General features: G+C 70.3%; 11 protein-coding genes, 1 tRNA gene and 1 pseudogene. 9 read left to right on the forward strand and 4 right to left on the reverse strand.

Annotated features, from left to right (window positions below):
* Positions 1–19: 19 nt before the first annotated feature.
* Complete coding sequence (locus EFL26_RS13125; protein ID WP_123223300.1) at positions 20–523, forward strand: hypothetical protein; 504 nt, start codon at positions 20–22, stop codon at positions 521–523.
* Positions 524–610: 87 nt separating this feature from the next.
* Positions 611–686, forward strand: a tRNA-Asn gene (locus tag EFL26_RS13130).
* Positions 687–829: 143 nt separating this feature from the next.
* Here the strand turns inward: EFL26_RS13130 and EFL26_RS13135 are convergent.
* The gene (locus tag EFL26_RS13135; protein ID WP_123223301.1) at positions 830–1591 is read right to left on the reverse strand and encodes an IclR family transcriptional regulator; all 762 of its coding nucleotides are present in this window, start codon (positions 1589–1591) and stop codon (positions 830–832) included.
* A 48-nt stretch (positions 1592–1639) separates the two neighbouring features.
* Here EFL26_RS13135 and EFL26_RS13140 point away from each other — a divergent pair, with 48 nt between their 5' ends.
* The 7 genes and pseudogenes from EFL26_RS13140 (at position 1640) to EFL26_RS13165 (ending at position 10049) form a co-directional block, all read left to right on the forward strand.
* Entirely contained in the window at positions 1640–2515 is an 876-nt protein-coding gene (locus tag EFL26_RS13140) for an MIP/aquaporin family protein (RefSeq protein ID WP_246000175.1), read from the forward strand.
* A gap of 36 nt (positions 2516–2551) precedes the next feature.
* The gene (gene dhaK / locus EFL26_RS13145) at positions 2552–3553 is read left to right on the forward strand and encodes a dihydroxyacetone kinase subunit DhaK (RefSeq protein WP_123223303.1); all 1002 of its coding nucleotides are present in this window, start codon (positions 2552–2554) and stop codon (positions 3551–3553) included.
* A gap of 3 nt (positions 3554–3556) precedes the next feature.
* The gene (dhaL, locus tag EFL26_RS13150) at positions 3557–4192 is read left to right on the forward strand and encodes a dihydroxyacetone kinase subunit DhaL (RefSeq protein ID WP_123223304.1); all 636 of its coding nucleotides are present in this window, start codon (positions 3557–3559) and stop codon (positions 4190–4192) included.
* A gap of 45 nt (positions 4193–4237) precedes the next feature.
* A pseudogene (dhaM, locus tag EFL26_RS24735) lies at positions 4238–4690 on the forward strand (dihydroxyacetone kinase phosphoryl donor subunit DhaM); the annotation flags it as partial.
* Positions 4667–6745, forward strand: a complete 2079-nt coding sequence (ptsP, locus tag EFL26_RS13155; RefSeq protein WP_246000221.1) for a phosphoenolpyruvate--protein phosphotransferase — start codon at positions 4667–4669, stop codon at positions 6743–6745. The pseudogene dhaM and the gene ptsP, both read left to right, overlap by 24 nt.
* A gap of 19 nt (positions 6746–6764) precedes the next feature.
* Positions 6765–9506, forward strand: a complete 2742-nt coding sequence (gene ppdK, locus EFL26_RS13160; RefSeq protein WP_123223306.1) for a pyruvate, phosphate dikinase — start codon at positions 6765–6767, stop codon at positions 9504–9506.
* A gap of 111 nt (positions 9507–9617) precedes the next feature.
* Positions 9618–10049 carry a hypothetical protein gene (locus tag EFL26_RS13165; protein ID WP_123223307.1) on the forward strand — a complete coding sequence of 144 codons (432 nt, stop codon included), beginning with the start codon at positions 9618–9620 and terminating at the stop codon, positions 10047–10049.
* Positions 10050–10055: 6 nt separating this feature from the next.
* Here EFL26_RS13165 and EFL26_RS13170 read toward each other — a convergent pair whose 3' ends face one another.
* Genes EFL26_RS13170 through EFL26_RS13180 form a run of 3 tightly spaced genes read right to left on the reverse strand, consistent with a single transcriptional unit; the run spans position 10056 to position 13566 of the window.
* Complete coding sequence (locus tag EFL26_RS13170) at positions 10056–12413, reverse strand: heavy metal translocating P-type ATPase (protein WP_123223308.1); 2358 nt, start codon at positions 12411–12413, stop codon at positions 10056–10058.
* A 23-nt stretch (positions 12414–12436) separates the two neighbouring features.
* Complete coding sequence (locus tag EFL26_RS13175; protein ID WP_123223309.1) at positions 12437–13363, reverse strand: hypothetical protein; 927 nt, start codon at positions 13361–13363, stop codon at positions 12437–12439.
* The gene (locus tag EFL26_RS13180) at positions 13360–13566 is read right to left on the reverse strand and encodes a heavy-metal-associated domain-containing protein (RefSeq protein ID WP_123223310.1); all 207 of its coding nucleotides are present in this window, start codon (positions 13564–13566) and stop codon (positions 13360–13362) included. Before EFL26_RS13180 ends, EFL26_RS13175 begins: the two co-directional genes overlap by 4 nt.
* Positions 13567–13687 lie beyond the last annotated feature (121 nt).

The following is a 13687-nucleotide window of genomic DNA, read 5'->3' on the forward strand; positions in this document are numbered from 1 at the left end:
AGAGCCGAGTGACGCCGCGGTGAGGCTCCGTCGTCCGTCCCTGCCGGCCGAGGTCGCGGCCCGGGTCGACGGCCGCCCGCTGGCGTTCGCCCGGGCCGTCGACGGCACGTGGGTCGTCGGCACCCGTGCAGCCCTGGTGGTGCTCGGCGCCGACCAGGCCCGGCACGTCCCCTGGGAGCGCGTCGAGGGCGCCGACTGGGACCGCGAGACGTCGCGCCTGCGGGTCAGCGAGGTCGGCCACTACGGCCAGGCGCGGCCGGCGTACTCCTTCACGATGCCGGACTCGGAGCCCGGCGGGCTGCTCCAGCTGATCCGCGAGCGCGTGACCGCGAGCGTCGTGCTCCAGCGGGGTCGCCTGGTCAACGGCAAGCGCGGGCTGAAGGTGATCGGCCGGCGGTCTCCGGTGGGTGGTCCGATCGCCTGGATGCACGAGTACGACGACGGCATCGACCCCGACGATCCCGAGGTCGCGGCGGTCGCGGCGGCCCTGCTGGAGCAGGCGCGGGCCGACGTGGGGGAGTAGCCCGCGAGCCGCTCGAACAGCCGCTCGCGACACCGCCGTACCGATTTAGCAAGAGCCCGGGACAGTTGCTAACCTTTGCGGGCGCGATCCCCTGTAGCTCAACTGGCAGAGCATTCGGCTGTTAACCGGAGGGTTGTTGGTTCGAGTCCAACCGGGGGAGCCACCGGAGCCCCGTCTGACCTGCGAGACAGGTCAGACGGGGTTCCTTCGTTTCCGGTCCGGGCCGCCTGCGAAGGTTCCACGTGACGGCCCACGGTCCTGCGATCCTGGCCGAACGTCGATGCGCGTCGGAGGGCACGCTCGAAGCTATTGCCCGGGCCGTCGTGGCGGCCACGAAGGCGCTCCGAGCTCGCGAGAGACCGCCCGTGCCGTCTCGCGAACCAGGTCGCTGATCTGGCCGTCGAGCTCGCCACCGGACGGGAGCACGACACCGATCGCGCCCACGGCTTCGCTGTAGGAGTCGAACACCGGGCTGGCCAGTGAGCTCTCGCCGATCACGGCCTCGTCCCGTTCCGCCGCGATGCCGCTCGCGCGGACCTGGTCCAGCTGATCGCGCAGGTTCTCCGGCGAGCTGATGGTCTCACCCGTCATGCTGCGCAGCTCTCCCGAGGTGAGCACGCGCTTCTCGTCCTCCGGCATGAATGCGAGCATCGCCTTGCCGAGCGCACTGGCGTGGACGGGGATGACGATGCCGACCTCCGGCATCTGCCGGCTACCGTCCGGGCGCGGCTCGTGGTGGATGATCACGACGTCGTCGATGAGGAGGACTCCGGTCCGTACGGCGAGCCCGGTACGCCGGGCGAGATCCTCGGCCCAGGGGATCGCCTTGGACCTGAGCTCGAGCGTGTCCAGGTAGACGTTGCCCAGTCGCAGGACGGCGGGACCGAGCTGGTAGCGGCTTGATCCGCGCTCCTGGACGACCATGCCGTGCTCGACGAGGCTGCGCACGATGCCGTGGGCCGTCGACGGTGCGAGCTCGAGGCGCGCAGCCAGCTCGGACAGGCTCATCCGACGGGTGCCCTGGAGTGCGGTCAGGACGCGAATGGCTCGGTCGACCGATTGGATCACTGGATTCCCCTCTGGTGTGACTGATTTCACGAAAAGTCTTGCGCACTAGTGAATCACAGGTGTACGGTCCCACAAACGTTCGACATTGTCGAACCACATTCGAAACAACTAGTGAGGGGCACGGGCATGCTTGACGACACCACTCTCTTCCAGCGCCTGGGTGCGGAAGCCATCGGAACCGCCTTCTTGGTGTTCATCGGGGTGGGCTCGGTCCCCGCCACACTGATCGTGAACGGCGACGCGCCGTTCACGATGGCTGACCTCGGCATGATCTCGTTCGCGTTCGGCACCGTCGTGATCGCCACCGTCTACGCCCTCGGGCACATCGGCGGTAACCACATCAACCCGGCCGTCACCCTGGGCCTTGCCGCGTCCGGCAAGTTCCCGTGGCGTCAGGTGCCGAGCTACATCGGCGCACAGGTCGTCGGCGCCGTCGTCGGCGCGGTCGCCATCATCGGGGTCCTCGGACACAAGGCCAGCGACGTCGGTCTCGGCGTCGCCGCCTACAACGAGGACCACGTCAGCGTGCTGCAGGCCTTCACCGCCGAGTTCGTCGGCACGTTCATCCTGGTGTTCACGATCTTCGGGGTCATCCACCGCAAGGCTGTTGCCGGCTTCGCCGGTGTCGCCATCGGTCTGGTCGTCTTCGCCGCCATCATTCCGGTCGCACCCACGACCGGTGCCTCGATCAACCCGGCGCGCACGTTCGGCCCGATGCTCGTCCAGCAGTTCGCGGGCGGCGACGTGAAATGGAACCAGCTGCCGGTGTACCTGGCCGCCGAGCTTCTCGCCGGCGTCGTCGCAGCCTTGCTGTACGGCGTGCTTACGCGGACGCCCGCAGATCGCCACACTGCAGGTATCGCCGTGGACCTCGGTGATCCCGACCCCGTGCAGGTGGCCGAGCCCCAAGCCAGCCGGGTCTGACCCGACCCGCACGATTCGGATCCGAAAGGGAATGTCATGAAGAAGCTGATCAACGATCCCAATGATGTCGTGGTCGAGGCGCTGCGGGGAATCGAAGCGGCCCATCCGGAGCTGCAGGTCGACCACCAGCACAAGGTCATCTACCGCGGAGACGCCCCCAAGCAGGGCAAGGTCGGGCTCATCTCGGGCGGTGGATCTGGCCACGAGCCGCTCCACGGCGGCTTCGTCGGCCTCGGCATGCTCGACGCCGCCTGTGCGGGCGAGGTGTTCACCTCACCGGTGCCGGAGCAGATGCTGGCGGCCACCAAGCTGGTCGACGGCGGCGCCGGCGTCCTGCACGTGGTGAAGAACTACACCGGCGACGTCATGAACTTCGAGATGGCGGCGGAGCTGGCGGCTGCAGAGACCGGTGCCAGGGTCGTCTCGGTGGTCACCGACGACGACGTCGCCGTCCAGGACAGCACCTGGACCGCGGGTCGCCGCGGTGTCGGCGTGACCGTTCTGCTCGAGAAGATCGCCGGGGCGGCGGCCGAGCAGGGCCGTGATCTCGACCAGGTTGCCGAGGTCGCGCGCAAGGTCAACGCCAACGGTCGAAGCATGGGCGTCGCGCTGACGTCCTGCACCGTGCCGGCCGCGGGAAAGCCCACCTTCGAGCTCGGTGAGGGCGAGATGGAGCTGGGCGTCGGTATTCACGGTGAGCCCGGCCGGGAGCGGCTGCCGCTCGCGCCTGCGAGTGAGATCGCCGCCATGCTGGTCGAGCCCATCCTCGCGGACCTGACGTTCAAGCCTGGCGATCCGGTGATTGCCTTCGTCAACGGGCTCGGCGGTACGCCGCTGATCGAGCTCTACGTGATGTTCAACGAGGTCGCGCGGATCCTCGCCGGGCACGGTGTGCCGGTTGCGCGTTCGCTCGTCGGCTCCTACATCACCTCGCTCGACATGGCCGGCGCGTCGGTCACCCTGCTCAAGTCCGATGACGAGCTGCTCTCCCTCTGGGACGCTCCCGTCAACACTTCAGCACTGAGATGGGGCATCTGAGAGATGGACGAGAACGTGACCACGGCGGTCCTCGAGCAGTGGGTGCGCAGGTTTGCCCACCTGGTCGCTGAGAACCGTGACTACCTGACCGAGCTCGACGCTGCCATCGGCGATGCCGACCACGGGTCGAACATGGACCGGGGCATGAGGGCCGCCGTGGCCGCGCTCGACGCAAGTCCGCCGGAGACGTGCGGGGCACTCTTCTCCAAGGTGGGCATGACGCTGGTCTCGACGGTCGGGGGTGCCAGTGGACCGTTGTTCGGGACCCTCTTCCTGCGGATCGGCAGCACGCTCGGCGACGACGCCAACGCTGCGCCGCTCGAGGTCGCTGCGGCCCTGCGTGCCGGACTCGGCGGAGTGGTGGACCGCGGCAAGGCCGGACCCGGGGACAAGACCATGTACGACGCGCTCGCACCGGCCGTCGAGGCACTCGACGAGGCGCTCGCCGCAGGGACGGACCTGGCCGCCGGCCTCAAGCAGGCCCGGGACGCGGCCGCGGCCGGACGGGACGCAACGACACCGATGCTGGCGCGCAAGGGCCGGGCGAGCTACCTCGGCGAGCGCAGTGTCGGCCACCAGGACCCCGGCGCGACGACCGTCGCTCTCCTGCTCGAAGCAGCGACCGAAGCGCCCTTCTGAACCCTCCATCTGACGTAACGGACCAGCGAGTGGAGTGCAGTGGCCATGACAGAGAGCCTTTCGGGAGACTCGCCGAGACCCGGTGACGGACGGGGCGTCGGCCTGGTGGTCGTCTCCCACAGCAGGATGCTGGCCCGCTCCGCAGTGGCCCTGGCCTCCGAGATGCTGCACGGGCGTGCGCTGAGGATCGAGGTGGCCGCGGGTCTCGACGACACGACGTTCGGCACCGACGCGGTCGCGATCATGGAAGCCATCGAGCGAGCGGACGGCCCCGAGGGCGTCGTCGTGCTCATGGATCTCGGCAGTGCGGTGCTCAGCACCGAGCTGGCCCTCGATCTGCTGCAGGATCCCTCCATCCGCGATCGGGTGACCCTCTCGCCGGCACCCCTCGTCGAAGGGCTGATCGTCGCGGCCGTCGCGGCGGCGGGTGGTGCGAGTCGAGCAGAGGTCGCTGCCGAGGCCCGGGACGCACTCATGGGCAAGTCGGGCCACCTGTCCCCGCCGCTGGAAGGCGGCCAGGCAGAGGCGGGCACGGTCGACGCAGAGGAGATCGTCGGAGTCTTCTCCGTGCAGAACCCCCACGGGCTGCACGCGCGTCCGGCTGCCCGGCTCGTCAGCGAGGTCCGCGGGCTCGACGCGTCGGTCCAGCTGCGCAACCTCACCACCGGCGGGCCGGCGGTTTCGGCGGGCAGCCTGAGCCGGGTCGCGACGCTGGCGGCCCTGCGTGGCCACGAGGTCGAGGTCCGCGCCTCGGGGCCGCAGGCCCAGGAGGCGGTCGAGCACCTCCTCACCCTCGCGGCGCGTCGGTTCGACGAGACCGCCGAGGAGGCCGCCGAACCGGTGGCGACGGGGCCGGCCCGTTCGGTCGGCGGCCCGCTCCCTGCGTCGCCCGGGATTGCGATCGGCCCGGTCCGCCGGCTCAGCGCCGTACCCGTCGACCTCGACCAGGGACCACGGGGCGAGCCGGCCGCGGAATGGCGGCGCATCGTGGAGGCGGTGGCCGCCGTACGCCGCGACATCGAGCACGTCCGCGTCGTGACGGCACGCGAAGTCGGCACGGAGCAGGCCAGCATCTTCGATGCGCACCTGTCCCTGCTCAGCGACGCCGAGATGCTTGCGGACGTCAAGGCCCGGACCAGCTCCGGGATCAGCGCCGTCTCCGCGTGGGCCGGATGCCTGGCTGACGTCGAGCGCGAGTGGGCGAGCCTGCCCGACCCCTACCTGAGGGAGCGTGCCGTCGATGTCCACGCGGTCGGCGACCAGGTCCTCCGGGCGCTGACCGGAGAGCCAGCCAGGCAGATGACGTCGAGTGGAGTCCTGGTGGCCGGCGACCTGACTCCTGCGGAGACCGCCGGGCTCGACCTTTCGCTGGTGACCGGTGTCGTCCTCGCCTTCGGCAGTCCGACCTCCCACGCGGCGATCCTGGCCCGGGCCCGGGACATCCCCGTGGTGGTCGCGGCCGGTCCAGAGGTGCTGAGCATCGCCGAAGGAAGCACAGTGCTGCTCGATGGCAGCACGGGTGAGCTGCACGTCGACCCGGACTCCCACCTGCTCGCGGAGTACGAACGCCGCTCGGCCGACGCCGGCGAGCAGCGAGCGCGACAGCTCGCGCTTGCCGGCGAGCCTGCGACCTCGCTCGACGGCACGTCCGTCGTCGTGGCCGCCAACCTCGGGTCCGTCGCCGACGCCCGTGCCGCCGTCGCGGCCGGTGCGGACGGTGCCGGGCTGGTTCGCACCGAGTTCCTCTTCCTCGATCGAAGCTCCGCGCCCGGTGTCGAGGAACAGCACGACGAGTACGTCGCGATCGCCGAGACCATGGCCGGCCGGCGGATCACCCTGCGGACCCTCGACGTGGGGGGTGACAAGCCGCTGTCGTACCTGCCGATGCCGCGTGAGGCGAACCCGTTCCTCGGCCAGCGCGGGATCCGGCTCAGCCTCGAGCACCGCGACCTCCTCCGGGACCAGATGGCGGCGATCTGTCGTACCGCGCGAGAGTTCCCGACGAGCGTGATGATCCCGATGGTGTCCACACCCGGCGAGATGGTCGAGGCACGGCAGGTGCTCCTGGAAGCGGCCGGACCTGCAGGCCTCCCGGAGGCGCTGCACATCGGCACGATGATCGAGGTCCCGTCTGCGGCGCTCAAGATCGAGGCGTTCCTGCCGTACGTCGACTTCGTCAGCATCGGCACCAACGACCTGACGCAGTACACCCTCGCCGCCGAGCGGGGAAACGGCGCCGTGACGGCCCTCTTCGACGCCCTCGACCCGGGTGTGCTCCAGCTGATCGACCACGTGTGCCGGGCGGCCCGCGGTCGGATCGACGTTGCTGTCTGTGGCGAGGCCGCGTCCGACGAGCTGGCCATTCCGGTGCTGGTCGGGCTGGGTGTGCGGGAGTTGAGCGTCTCGCCGTCCGCCGTACCCAGGGTCAAGGCGGCAGTCAGGGAGCTCGACGTCGCACGCTGCGCCGCGCTGGCCCGCGAGGCACTGACCATGGCGGGAGCTGACGACGTTCGCAAGCTCGTGCTGGCGATGCTGTCGGGAGCCGGCGCCTGATCTGGGAGAGGGATCCCGCATGAAGACGTCCACGACCAGGCTGGTCTTCGCCTTCTGCGAGGGTGACAAGGACCAGAAGGACCTGCTCGGTGGCAAGGGTGCGAACCTTGCCGAGATGACCCGGCTGGGCCTGCCGGTGCCGCCGGGGTTCACGATCACGACCGAGGCGTGCCGGTTCTACCTCGAGCAGGGCCGCGAGCCGGACCTGCTGACCGTGCAGGTCACCACCGCGCTGCGCCGTCTCGAGGACGAGGTCGGGCGTCGGTTGGGTGACGCGACCGACCCACTCCTGGTGAGTGTCCGCTCGGGAGCGAAGCACTCCATGCCCGGAATGATGGAGACGGTCCTCAACGTCGGGCTCAACGACCGTTCGGTGCTGGGGCTGGCCGATGCTTCGGGTGACGAGCGGTTCGCGTGGGACTCCTATCGACGCCTGATCCAGATGTTCGGCAAGACCGTTCTCGGCGTCGACGGTGAGGCGTTCGGGTCAGCCCTGGAGGCGGCCAAGCTGCGGAAGGGGGTCGACTCCGACATCGAGCTGGAGGCCAGGGACCTGCAGGCGCTCGTCGCCGAGTTCAAGCAGATCGTCCTGGTTCACACGGGCGAGGAGTTTCCCCAGGAGCCACGTCGCCAGCTCGACCTGGCAACGCGTTCGGTCTTCGACTCGTGGAACACCCACCGAGCCAGGCTCTACCGCCGACGTGAGCGCATCCCGCACGACCTGGGCACGGCGGTGAACGTCTGCGCGATGGTCTTCGGCAACCTCGGCCCGACCTCGGGCACGGGCGTCTGCTTCACCCGGGACCCTGCGACAGGGAAGAAGGGCGTGTACGGCGACTACCTTGCGAACGCCCAGGGCGAGGACGTCGTCTCCGGGATTCGAAACACGCTCCCGCTGGATGACCTCGCCAGGCTCGATCCCGACTCGTACGCCGAGTTGACGCTGATCATGCGTCGCCTGGAGACGCACTACCGAGATCTGTGTGACATCGAGTTCACGGTCGAGCGCGGCAAGCTGTGGGTGCTCCAGACGCGGGTGGGCAAGCGCACCGCCGCGGCGGCGTTCCGGATCGCCGTCCAGCTCGTCGACGAGGGCCTGATCACCATGGACGAGGCGCTCGAGCGGGTCGCCGGCGCGCAGCTGGCGCAGCTGATGTTCCCGCAGTTCGATGCTGGGGCCGAACGCAATCTGTGGACCAGGGGCATGGCCGCCTCACCGGGCGCGGCCGTCGGCAGGATCGTCTTCGACCCGGCGACGGCCGTCGCGTGGCACGCGCGTGGAGAGCGAGTGATCCTGGTCCGCAAGGAGACGAACCCCGAGGATCTCGAAGGGATGATCGCCGCGACCGGCATCCTCACCAGCCGCGGCGGCAAGACGTCGCACGCCGCCGTCGTCGCACGCGGCATGGGCAAGACCGCGGTCTGCGGAGCCGAATCCGTCACGGTCGACGCGGCCCGCCGCGTTGCCGTCGCAGGGGGGAGGACCCTCCACGAGGGGGACACCCTCTCCCTCGACGGCTCGACCGGCGAGGTCTTCCTGGGTGAGCTGCCGGTCGTACCCTCCCCGGTGGTGTGCTACCTCGAGCACGGCCTCGAGGTCGCCCTGGCCGGCGTGGACGAAAGCACTGCCGAGGTGATCAGGGCCGTCGACCGTCTGCTCGCTCACGCCGACAGGGTCAGGCGCATGCGGGTGCGCGCCAACGCCGACACGGGTGCCGACGCCGACCGGGCACGCCGCATGGGGGCAGAGGGGGTCGGGCTCTGCCGCACCGAACACATGTTCCTCGGCGAGCGGCGCCCCCTCATCGAACGGGTGGTCCTGGCTGCAGATGCCGAGGAGCGCGAGGCTGCCCTGGCCGAGCTGGTGGCGCCACAGATCCAGGACTTCGTGGACCTGCTGACCGCGATGGACGGCCTGCCGACGACGATCCGCTTGCTCGACCCGCCGCTCCACGAGTTCCTTCCCGATCGTGCTGAGCTCATGGTCAAGGCGGCGGTGGCGAGGGAGCGTGGCGAGGTCGATCCGAATGACGTTCGCCTGCTCGCGGCGGTGGAGCGCCTGCATGAGTCCAACCCGATGCTCGGGCTGCGCGGTGTTCGCCTGGGGCTGACCGTCCCGGGGCTCTTCGCCCTCCAGGTGCGTGCGATCGCCCAGGCCACGGCGCAACTGAGGAAGGCGGGCGGCAACCCCCGGCCCGAGATCCTCGTACCGCTGGTCGGCTCCGTGATGGAGCTGCATCTGGTCCGCGACGAGGCCGACTCGATCGTGGCCGAGGTTGCCGCTTCGGAATGCGTGGACCTGGCGATACCGATCGGCACGATGGTCGAGCTGCCTCGAGCTGCGCTGACCGCGTTCCGGGTCGCTGAGGCGGCCGAGTTCTTCTCGTTCGGCACCAACGACCTCACTCAGACGACGTGGGGGTTCTCGCGCGACGACGTCGAGGCGGGGTTCTTCGCGGCGTACCTCGACAAGGGCGTCTTCACGGTCTCCCCGTTCGAGACCCTCGATGCGAGCGGGGTCGGCCGGCTGGTCGACATCGCGACGAGAGAAGGGCGCAGCACCCGTCCCGACCTGAAGGTCGGTGTCTGCGGCGAGCACGGTGGTGACCCGGAGTCGATCCACTTCTTCCACAGCACGGGGCTCGACTACGTCTCCTGCTCGCCGTTCCGCGTGCCTGTCGCGCGGCTGGAAGCCGGTCGCGCCATGCTCGGTCGGCCCAGGGCCTCGGCCGCCCACGACGACAACCTCGAACGCACCTGAACGCGGAGTTCGGGCCGGTGAATGTCAGGTGGTCCGTCGTGCGTCTCCGTCTGTTTCGACGACGGTTCCGGTGATGTCGGGGTTGGTGGGAGGAGCACGACCGCTTCGGCGATGTCGCGCGTGGTGGCGGCGGCGTGCAGCACCACCGGAGCGTCGGCGTCCCTGGCGAGAGCCCGTCTCTCCCTGTCGCAGGTTCGCGGGAACGAACTTGAGGAAGCCCATCAGGCCGCCCGGGCGGTCGAGAACCTCCTGGCCGGTCCCGACCGCGCGCGACCGGTGACCGCGATGCCGGAGTTCGGAACCCGGATCCACGGTGCGCGCGTCCGCGGCGTCGGCTTCCCCCAGCTGGCGAACCGGGGCAGCGTCGTCTGGGGTTCCCTGAGGTCCGGCTCGGCGGTGGTGGCGCTGGTCCGCGACACCACGTCCGTCGCCCTCGTGTCGGTCAACGCCGACCGGGTCCTGCGCGCGCTCGCAGCTCGCCTGTGGCCCGACGACGGAGACCGCCACGACGCGGCGGACGTCGTCGCGCCGGTCGCGTCCTGAGGCCGATCAGACCCCTGCCAGCGCGGGCGCGTCGTGCGACGGCGCCGGCAGCTCCGCCGAGGCCGGGCCGGTCAACGGCTGGAACCGCCGCAGCCGCAGGCTGTTGGTGACCACGAAGACCGACGAGAAGGCCATCGCGGCGCCGGCGAGCATCGGGTTGAGCAGTCCGGCAGCCGCCAGCGGCAGCGCGGCGACGTTGTAGGCGAACGCCCAGAAGAGGTTGCCCTTGATCGTCCGGAGCGTACGCCGGGACAGCCGGATCGCGTCCGCCGCCACCCGGAGATCCCCGCGGACGAGGGTGAGGTCGCTGGCCTCGATCGCGACATCGGTGCCGGTGCCCATCGAGAGCCCGAGGTCGGCCTGCGCCAACGCGGCCGCGTCGTTGACCCCGTCGCCGACCATCGCGACGACGCGACCAGCAGCCTGCAGGCGCTTGACCACGTCGACCTTGTCGGCCGGGAGCACGTTCGCGATGACGGTTTCGGGGGAGACCTCGATGCCTACCTGCCGCGCGACGGCGTGCGCCGTGGGCTCGTTGTCCCCGGTCAGCAGCACCGGCAGCAGGCCGAGGCTGCGCAGCTGGGCGATCGCCTCGGCCGACGTCGGCTTGACCGCGTCGGCGACGACGAGGACAGCACGCGCCCGTCCGTCCCAGCCGACCGCGATCGCGGTGGCTCCGTCGGACTGGGCGGCTGCGAAGGCGGCCTCGAGATCCGGGCCCAACGGCTGCGACCACTCCTCGAGGAGGCGCGGCCGGCCCACGAGGACCGCGTGGCTGCGATCGGCCGCCACGACGACCCCCTGCACCCCGAGTCCCTCGACGTTCACGAAGTCCTCGACCGGCGGAAGGGCCCCGACCCGGCTCCGGGCCGCGTCCGCCACGGCCCGGGCGATCGGGTGTTCCGAGGCGTGCTCGAGCGCTCCGGCCAGCCGGAGGACCTGGTCCACGTCCTCACCCTCGCCGGCCACGACGTCCAGGAGTGTCATGTGACCGGTGGTGACGGTGCCGGTCTTGTCGAGCACGATCGTGTCGACCCGTCGCGTCGACTCGAGCACCTCAGGTCCCTTGATGAGGATGCCGAGCTGTGCGCCGCGGCCGGTACCCACCATCAGCGCCGTCGGCGTCGCCAGGCCGAGCGCGCAGGGGCACGCGATGATCAGGACCGCGACCGCCGCGGTGAAGGCGGCGGACAGGTCCTGGCCGGCGCCGACCCAGAAGCCCAGGGTCGCTGCGGCGAGGCCGATCACGATCGGGACGAACACGCCCGAGATCCGGTCGGCGAGCCGCTGGACCTGCGCCTTCCCGTTCTGCGCGTCCTCGACCAGCCGGGCCATCTGCGCCAGCTGGGTGTCCGAACCCACCCTGGTGGCGCGCACCACGAGCCGACCACCGGCATTGACGGTGGCTCCGACGACCGCGTCACCGACGCCCACCTCGACCGGCACCGACTCCCCGGTGAGCATCGAGGCGTCGACGGCCGAGCTGCCCTCCTCGACGACACCGTCCGTGGCGATCTTCTCGCCCGGGCGTACGACGAACGCGTCGCCGACCGCGAGCTGGTCGGTGGGGATCCGCACCTCGACCTGCCCGTCGGGACTGCTCCGCAGCACAGCCACGTCCTTGGCGCCCAGCTCGAGCAAGGCTCGCAGGGCCGCGCCCGCCCGCCGCTTGGAGCGGGCCTCGAAGTAGCGGCCGGCGAGGATGAACGTGGTGACGCCCGCGGCGGCCTCGAGGTAGATGTTCCCGGCGCCGTCGGTGCGGGCCACGGTGAGCTCGAACGCGTGCTTCATCCCCGGAGTGCCGGCGGTGCCCCAGAACAGGGCGTACACCGACCAGCCCAGAGCTGCCAGCGTGCCGAGCGACACCAGGGTGTCCATGGTCGAGGTGCCGTGCCGCAGGTTCGTCCACGCGGCCCGGTGGAACGGCCAGGCGCCCCACACCACGACCGGTGCTGCCAGCGTCAGCGAGAGCCACTGCCAGTAGGTGAACTGGAGGGCCGGCACCATCGCGAACGCGATGACCGGGACCGACAGCGCCGCCGATCCGAGCAGGCGCTGCCGCAGCGGGCGCACCGGATCATGCGCGTCCGTGTCGTCCTCGTCGTGGCCCTCTGCGTGGGCCGGCCGGGGGAGTGCGGCGCCGTACCCGGCCTGCTCGACGGTGTGGATCAGGTCGCCGGGCTCGACGCCGTCGGCGAACGTGACCTTCGCCTTCTCGGTGGCGTAGTTGACCGTCGCCGTGACCCCGTCGAGCTTGTTCAGCTTGCGCTCGATCCGGTTCGCGCAGGAGGCACAGGTCATCCCGCTGATCTCCAGCTCCACCTCCTGGGTGGTGACGCCCGGTGATCCGGTCGCGGAAGCCATGGTGTTCTCCTGTCCTGCGTGGGTCAGTGGTTGACGTGGCCGTCGCCGGCCGGGGTCTTCGCGGAGGTGCCGGTGCCTGCTGCGGTGACCGTGAAGGCCGCGGTCCGGACGACGCCCTGGTGCTTGAAGTCGAGGTAGAGGTGGTAGCGCCCGCCGCTCGGCACGTCGGCGAAGAACGTCACGTCAGGCCCGGAGGCGGTCTTCCCGTCGCCCGGGGTGCCCTCGGGGTGGACGTGCAGGTAGGCGAGGTCGCCGTCGCGGAGCGCGACCAGGTGACCGTAGGCCGCCAGGTAGGGCTCGAGGTCGGTGACCGGCTTGCCGTCGCGGGACACCCGGAGGGTGAGCTTCGCGTCGCGGCCTGCGGTGAGATCGCCGGACAGCGTCACGGTGTAGCCGTCGACGGTGGCGGTCCTCACGTCGGTCGTCGCCGGCGGCGCGGGCTGGTAGCTGCCGGCCACCGAGAGATCGGTGCCCAGCGTGAGTGCGTCGGCCCCGGTGGCCTTGAAGTCGGCGAACAGACGCCACGCGCCCGGCGTCAGGTCGAGGTCGGTGGTCCAGGTGCCGTCCGCGTCCCTGACCGGGTGGACGTGCTGGAAGCCGCTGAAGTCGCGACGTACGGCGATGAGGTGGAGCTCCTTGTCGTGCTCGAGGTCGTACGCGCTGACGGGGGAGCCGTCGGGACCCTCGATCGTGAAGCTGAGTGGTACACCGGAGCCGGCCGGTGCGGACGTGGCCGCGAGCCGGAAGGTGTAGCCGTCCTGGGAGACCTGCAAGCCCTTCGGGAACGACGCCTCGGCGCCCATCGCCATGCCTTCGCCGCCGCCGGACATGTCCGCATGGCTCGCGGTGGTCGTCTCCAGCGGACCGACGACATGGCCGACGCCGAGTGCGCCGGCGAACGCCACCGCCAGGAGGCCCACGAACCCGAGCAGCTTGGTGGCAACGTTCATGCGAGCTGGTACCCGGCTTCCTCGACCGCGGCCCGGACGGCAGCCTCGTCGAGCGGCTCCGTGCTGGTGACGGTGACCTGTCCGGTCTCGAGGACGACGTCGACGCCCTCAACGCCCGGCACCTCCTGGACCTCCTCGGTCACCGACGCGACGCAGTGGCCGCACGTCATCCCCGTCACGGTGTAGGTCTGCTCAACGCTCATCGGTAGGCCTTCCTTTCACGGATCGCTTTCCATGAATATACCCCGGGAGGGTACTTTGATCAACCTGTCGAAGAACAACAATGAATACCCGTATGGGGTACACTGACCGCAGATCAGCAGG

The organism is Nocardioides pocheonensis, assembly GCF_003725535.1.
Classification (GTDB): Bacteria; Actinomycetota; Actinomycetes; order Propionibacteriales; family Nocardioidaceae; genus Marmoricola; species Marmoricola pocheonensis.